The organism is Pseudomonas sp. NPDC086278 (genome assembly GCF_050280905.1).
Classification (GTDB): domain Bacteria; phylum Pseudomonadota; class Gammaproteobacteria; order Pseudomonadales; family Pseudomonadaceae; genus Aquipseudomonas.
Map to the genome: position 1 here is coordinate 1 of NZ_JBNNWE010000168.1, position 5,758 is coordinate 5,758.

Annotated in this window: 2 protein-coding genes and 2 pseudogenes; all 4 read right to left on the reverse strand. The window is 59.3% G+C overall.

The window, feature by feature from the left end; genetic code table 11:
- Positions 1-15 precede the first annotated feature (15 nt).
- Positions 16-273, reverse strand: a pseudogene (locus ACQKP4_RS28140) (ATP-grasp domain-containing protein); the annotation flags it as partial.
- A 196-nt stretch (positions 274-469) separates the two neighbouring features.
- Positions 470-1,906: a dihydrolipoyl dehydrogenase gene (gene lpdA / locus ACQKP4_RS28145; RefSeq protein WP_427637311.1), complete on the reverse strand. Its 1,437-nt coding sequence runs from the start codon at positions 1,904-1,906 to the stop codon at positions 470-472.
- A 98-nt stretch (positions 1,907-2,004) separates the two neighbouring features.
- On the reverse strand, positions 2,005-3,225 hold the full coding sequence (gene odhB, locus ACQKP4_RS28150; RefSeq protein WP_427637312.1) for a 2-oxoglutarate dehydrogenase complex dihydrolipoyllysine-residue succinyltransferase: 1,221 nt from the start codon (positions 3,223-3,225) through the stop codon (positions 2,005-2,007).
- Between the two features lie 42 nt (positions 3,226-3,267).
- A pseudogene (locus ACQKP4_RS28155) lies at positions 3,268-5,697 on the reverse strand (2-oxoglutarate dehydrogenase E1 component); the annotation flags it as partial.
- Between the last annotated feature and the right edge of the window lie 61 nt (positions 5,698-5,758).

A 5,758-nucleotide genomic window follows, 5' to 3' on the forward strand; every position in this document is an offset into this window, starting at 1 on the left:
TCTCCCCCACCGTCATGTGCGGAAACAGCGCCAGCGACTGGAACACCATGCCGAAGCGAATGCTTTGGCGTCTTCTTTGCTACGAACCAGCTTTACGCCGCCCGCTTTACCGCGACCACCCGCGTGGACCTGGGCTTTGACAACCCACTCGGTGCCGCCGATTTTGTCGCACGCTTCTGCTGCTGCTTCCGGGGTGTCTACGGCGAAACCCTGGGATACTGGCAGGCCGTATTCAGCGAACAGCTGCTTACCCTGATACTCGTGAAGATTCATGCTTATTACCGTCTTCGTTAGGTACTGCGCATTCGGTGCTGCACTTGTTCAAGTGCCGCACCACCTGTGACTGCTGCTTGCGTAGCCTTTCCGGACAACCGGTGCAACTACGCAAGACTGCGTCCAGCGGACTTTCCGCGGTGAGTCTTGCATGCAAGGCTCACGACGGGCCAAACCGCCGTGGTTTCTTATTGTCTTAACGCTTCTTGCGATTGGCGATGTGAATGGCGCCGCCATTCACTGCCAGAGCGGCTTCGTGCAAGGCTTCAGACAGGGTCGGATGGGAGAAAACCATCATGCCCAGGTCTTCAGCGCTGGTGCCGAATTCCATACCGATCGCGCCCTGCTGAACCAGTTCCGCAGCGCTCGGGCCAATCACGTGGACGCCCAATACGCGGTCGGTCTTGGCGTCGGCAATGACTTTTACAAAACCGCCGGTGTCGTTCGCTGCCATGGCGCGGCCGCTGGCTGCGAACGGGAAGGTGCCGACGTTAACTTCAACGCCTTCGGCTTTCAAGGCCTGCTCGGTTTTACCGACCCACGCGATTTCCGGGTGAGTATAAATAACCGAAGGGATCAAATCATAGTTCATCTGGGCTTTGTGGCCCTTGATGCGCTCGACGACCATGATGCCCTCTTCCGAGGCCTTGTGTGCCAGCATCATGCCGCGAACCACGTCGCCGATGGCGAAAACGCCCGGTACAGTGGTAGCGCAGTGATCATCTACGTGCACGAAACCGCGCTCGTCGACGATCACGCCGCAATCGGCGGACAGCAGATCGGTGGTCACCGGACGGCGACCAACGGCTACGATCAGCTTGTCGAACGTGATGGTCTGTTCGCCATTGGCATCGGTGTAGTTCACAACGACTTCGTCGCCGTTCACTTTGGAACCGGTGACGCGAGCGCCCAGCTTGATGTCCAGACCCTGTTTGGTCAGGGTTTTCAGCGCTTCCTTGGAAACGGCAGCGTCAGCGGCCATCAGGAAAGTGTCCAGCGCTTCGAGAACGGTAACTTCGGCGCCCAGACGGGACCAGACCGAACCCAGTTCCAGACCGATAACACCAGCGCCGATCACGCCCAGACGCTTGGGTACGGACGGGAATTCCAGCGCGCCAGTCGAATCGACGATCACGTTCTGGTCAACCGGAGCCGGTGGAATGTCGATCGGACGCGAGCCTGGTGCCAGGATCACGTTTTCGGCTTCGATGATTTCTACCGAACCGTCAGGCTTGGTGACTTCGACTTTCTTGCCGGCCAGCAGCTTGCCGTGACCTTCGATGGAGGTCACACCGTTCGCTTTGAACAGGGTGGCGACGCCAGAGGTCAGGCCTTTGACGATGTTGGCTTTACGGCCAACCATTGCGGCCACATCCATGGTCACGCCAGCGTGATTGATACCGTGGATAGCGAAGCCTTCTTTGGCTTCCTTGTACTTCCAGGAGCTGTCCAGCAGCGCCTTGGATGGAATGCAGCCAACGTTCAGGCACGTACCGCCGAGGGCCAGTTTGCCTTCCTTGTCGGTGTACTTCTCGATGCAGGCAGTCGTGAGGCCCAGTTGGGCTGCTTTGATGGCAGCTACGTAGCCGCCAGGGCCCGCGCCGATCACTACTACGTCAAATTTCTGCGACATTCAAAAAATCCTCTTTTGGCAACAAGCTTGAAGCCGCAGGCCACAAGCCAGGCTGCAATTTCTTGCAGCCTGGAGCATGCAACCTGCGGCTGCTTCTATCAGATATCCAGCAGCAAACGAGCCGGGTCTTCCAGCAGGTTCTTGATGGTAACCAGGAAGGTCACAGCTTCTTTGCCATCGATCAGGCGGTGATCGTAGGACAACGCCAGGTACATCATCGGACGGATAACGACTTGACCGTTGATCGCCATAGGACGCTGCAGAATGTTGTGCATGCCCAGGATAGCCGCTTGCGGCGGGTTGACGATCGGGGTCGACATCATCGAACCGAAGGTACCACCGTTGGTGATGGTGAACGTGCCGCCGGTCATTTCGTCCATCGACAGTTTGCCGTCACGGGCTTTCTTGCCGAATGCCGCGATGCCGCCTTCGATTTCAGCCAGGCTCATCAGCTCGGCGTTACGCAGAACCGGTACAACCAGGCCGCGGTCGCTGGAAACAGCCACACCGACGTCGGCGTAGCCGTGGTAAACGATGTCGGCACCGTCGATCGACGCGTTGACCGCCGGGAAGCGTTTCAGCGCTTCGGTAGCAGCCTTGACGAAGAACGACATGAAGCCCAGGCGTACGCCGTTGTGGGACTTCTCGAACAGGTCCTTGTACTTCGAACGCAGGGCCATGACTTCAGTCATGTCGACTTCGTTGAAGGTGGTCAGCATCGCCATGTTCGACTGAGCTTCAACCAGACGCTTGGCCACGGTGGCGCGAACGCGGGTCATCGGTACACGCTTCTCGATGCGGTCGCCAGCGGCGAACACAGGAGCAGCGGCAGCCGGGGCAGCAGCCTTGGCAGGCGCGGCAGCCGGAGCGGCTTTCTTGGCAGCAACCGCTGCAACCACGTCTTCCTTGGTCACACGACCGCCTTTGCCAGTGCCGGCAACGGAAGCGATGTTGATGCCGTTTTCTTCAGCCAGCTTGCGAGCGGCCGGAGCAGCAACAGGATCGTCTTCGCCTTCGGCGGCAGGCGCAGCCGCTTGGGCAGCGGCCGGCGCAGCAGCAGCCGGGGCAGCGGCAGCAGCGCCGCCCGCTTCGATGGAGCCCAGGACTTCGTCGGACAGAACGGTGTCGCCTTCGTTCTTGACGATAGCGCCCAGCACGCCGTCAGCAGTCGCCAACACTTCCAGCACAACCTTGTCGGTTTCGATGTCGACGATCAGGTCGTCACGCTTTACAGCGTCGCCCGGTTGTTTGTGCCAGGTGGCAACGGTGCCATCGGCAACCGATTCCGGGAAAGTGGGGGCTTTGATTTCGATAGCCATTATCTGTGGGTCCTTAAATTCGGTTTCAGGTGCGCGAAGGCGTTAAACAGTAAAGGCGTCTTGCAGCAGTTTTTCCTGCTGCTCGGCGTGCATCGATGCATAACCACAAGCAGGTGCAGCAGAAGCATCACGGCCGGCGTACTCGAGAACGAGTGCCTTGTTGTGATTGCCAACGATGCGGCGCATGTGGTGCTGGCTGCAGTACCAGGCACCCTGGTTCATCGGCTCTTCCTGACACCAAACGATATGTTTGAGGTTGGTGTACGGAGCCAGGACTTCGTTCAAGTCGTCCTCAGGGAATGGGTACAGCTGCTCGATACGCACGACGGCGATGTCGTCACGACCTTCGGCACGGCGTTTTTCCAGCAGGTCGTAATAGACCTTGCCGCTACACAGAACCATGCGCTCGACCTTGGACGGGTCTTGAGCATCGATTTCCGGGATAACGGTCTGGAACGAACCTTCGGCCAGATCTTCCAGGGTCGATATGGCGAGCTTGTGACGCAACAGCGACTTCGGAGTCAGAACGATCAATGGCTTGCGCAGCGGGCGAATCACCTGACGACGCAGCAAATGGTAGATCTGAGCCGGCGTAGTCGGTACGGCTACCTGAATGTTGTGCTCGGCGCACAGTTGCAGGTAACGCTCCAGACGAGCCGACGAGTGCTCCGGGCCCTGACCTTCATAACCGTGCGGCAGCAGCATGGTCAGACCGCAAAGACGGCCCCACTTGTGCTCGCCACTGGTGATGAACTGGTCGATAACCACCTGGGCACCGTTGGCGAAGTCGCCGAACTGGGCTTCCCAGATCACCAGCGCCTCAGGCGTGGTGGTCGAGTAACCGTATTCGAACGCCAGCACGGCTTCTTCGGACAGGAACGAATCGTACAGGTCGAAACGTGGCTGGCCTTTGTACAGGTTCTGCAGCGGGATGTAGGTGCCCGCGTCTTTCTGGTTGTGCAACACCGCGTGACGGTGCGAGAACGTACCGCGACCGATGTCCTGGCCTGTCATGCGAATCGGGTGACCTTCGAACGCGAGGGTCGCGTACGCCATGGTTTCGGCGTAACCCCAGTTGATCGGCAGGCCGCCGGCTTGCATCTTCTGACGGTCTTCGTAGATCTTCGAAACCTGGCGCTGAACCACGAAGCCTTCTGGAATTTCCAGCAGCTTGGCGGACAGTTCCTGCAGGGTTTTCAGATCAAAACGGGTGTCGTGACGCGCCGTCCAGGCGTGGCCCAGATACGGACGCCAGTCCACGAACAACTCTTTGTTCGGCTCTTTGACCAGGCTTTTTACAACATGCAGGCCGTTGTCCAGCGCATTGCGGTATTCATCGACTTTCGCCTGAACACGCTCTGCATCCAGCACGCCGCCCTGGGTCAGACGATCGGCGTACAGCTCACGGGTGGTGCGCTGTTTGGTGATCTGCTGATACATCAGTGGCTGGGTGCCGCTTGGCTCGTCGGCCTCGTTGTGGCCGCGACGACGGTAGCAGACCAGGTCGATCACCACGTCACGCTTGAACTGCATGCGGTAATCGATGGCCAGCTGGGTCACGAACAATACGGCTTCCGGATCATCGCCATTCACATGGAGGATCGGCGCCTGGATCATCTTCGCAACGTCGGTCGCGTACTCGGTGGAACGCGAGTCCAGCGGGTTGCTGATGGTGAAACCGACCTGGTTGTTGATCACGATGTGCACGGTGCCGCCGGTCTTGAAACCGCGGGTCTGCGACATCTGGAAGGTTTCCATCACCACGCCCTGGCCGGCGAATGCCGCGTCACCGTGGATGGAGATCGGCAGAACCTTCTCACCGGTAGGGTCGTTACGACGATCCTGGCGCGCGCGAACCGAACCCTCGACCACTGGAGACACGATTTCCAGGTGGGACGGGTTGAACGCCATGGCCAGGTGAACTTCACCGCCGGTGGTCATCACGTTGGACGAGAAGCCCTGGTGGTACTTGACGTCACCGGAACCCAGCTCGACCTTCTTCTTGCCTTCGAATTCGTCGAACAGCTCGCGCGGGTTCTTGCCGAAGGTGTTGACCAGCACGTTCAGACGGCCACGGTGGGCCATGCCGATCACGATTTCCTTGGTGCCGTAAGAGCCGGAACGCTGGATCAACTCGTCGAGCATCGGAATCAGGCTCTCGCCGCCTTCCAGACCGAAGCGCTTGGTGCCCGGGTACTTGGTGCCCAGGTACTTTTCCAGGCCTTCGCCGGCAGTGACGCGCTCAAGCAAGTGGCTCTTGATGTCGGCGGAGTAGGTCGGACGGCCGCGCACGCTTTCCAGACGCTGCTGGAACCAGTGGCGCTGCTCGGAGTCGGTGATGTGCGTGAATTCAGCGCCGATGGTGCGGCAATATGTCTGCTGCAACGCTTCGTGAATTTCGCGTAGGCTCGCCTCCTCCTTGCCGATGAACAGGTCGCCGGCACGGAAGGTCGTATCAAGATCGGCATTGGTGGCCAACAAGCGATTCCGAGCGCAATCAAGGCAACCCCGAAGCATCGCGCAAACAGGTTGG